The following is a 985-nucleotide window of genomic DNA, read 5'->3' as shown; positions in this document are numbered from 1 at the left end:
GTGAAGAAGAATACCCTCAACACCCATCGTGAGCTGGAATTGCTTGATGCCCTCAGACGTTTGGGTGGAACGGCCCGGAATTCGGATTTGGCGAATATGCTCGGCGTATCCGAAGAGACGGTGCGCCGAACGATCAAAGCCTTGTCAAAGGCGGGTACGGTCGAACGCGTTCATGGCGGAGCTTACCTTGCCGGAGTGCAGGGCGCCCCCAACTTCTTTCACCGGATATCACAAGACGCGGATGAAAAGCGTTTGATCGCCGGGCATACCGCGAAACTGGTTCGCGATCAGATGACCGTTTTCCTGGATGTGGGATCGACAACCGCCTTCGTCGCGGAAGAGCTGCGACAGGTCAGCAACCTCACGGTAGTCAGCAACTCCATCGGTGTCGTTCAGACCTTGGCCGGGGTCAACGGAAACCGTGTGCACCTTTTGGGGGGTGAGTTGCAGATCGATGAAAGGGGGACGTTTGGTCACGTCACCCACAAGCAGCTGCAACGCTATGCTTTTGACATCGTGATCCTGAGCACGGACGCGATTTCCGACAGCAAAGGGTTTCTCTACCACAGCGCGGTCGAAGCGGATCTTGCATCGGTGGTGGTCAGGTGTGCGGACCAGGTTGTCATGGCTGCAGCACATTCCAAGTTTGGTGAAAGGGCACCTTATGTGGGGCCGGATCCTCGGCTGGTGCATTCGCTGGTCACGGATGCTGTGCCAAAGGGTGGGGTGGCCAGATTCCTTGACCGTTGGGGCATCGAAATTCAGATCGCTGATGACAGCTAGGTTGCTGTTTCCAGACGCATCCGTTTCACTTTGTTCCGTTTCAGCTTTTGCTGACAGATTCGCAGCGCTTGAACGGTGCGTGCCATCGACGCCCGCGACAGACGTCCGGTGCGTTCCAGACCCGCGCCCAGCTGCACGGACTTGGAGAAGCTGTCAACCACATGAAACCCGCTGCCCTTGGGCTGGGCTATCAACATGCGGC

The 985-nt window shown here is 57.4% G+C and carries 1 protein-coding gene and 1 pseudogene; one reads left to right on the top strand and one right to left on the bottom strand.

Features of this window, described 5'->3' with window-relative positions:
• Window positions 1–783 (top strand): DeoR/GlpR family DNA-binding transcription regulator, encoded by a 783-nt coding sequence (locus ACR0IP_RS23235; RefSeq protein WP_480476380.1) that lies wholly within the window; start codon window positions 1–3, stop codon window positions 781–783.
• 5 nt (window positions 784–788) lie between these two features.
• Here the strand turns inward: ACR0IP_RS23235 and ACR0IP_RS23230 are convergent.
• Window positions 789–985, bottom strand: a pseudogene (locus ACR0IP_RS23230) (Ppx/GppA phosphatase family protein); the annotation flags it as partial.

This window comes from Ruegeria sp. AL11 (genome assembly GCF_056540865.1).
Note: the sequence above shows the minus strand (reverse complement) of the source record. Positions and strands in the feature narration are given on the sequence as shown.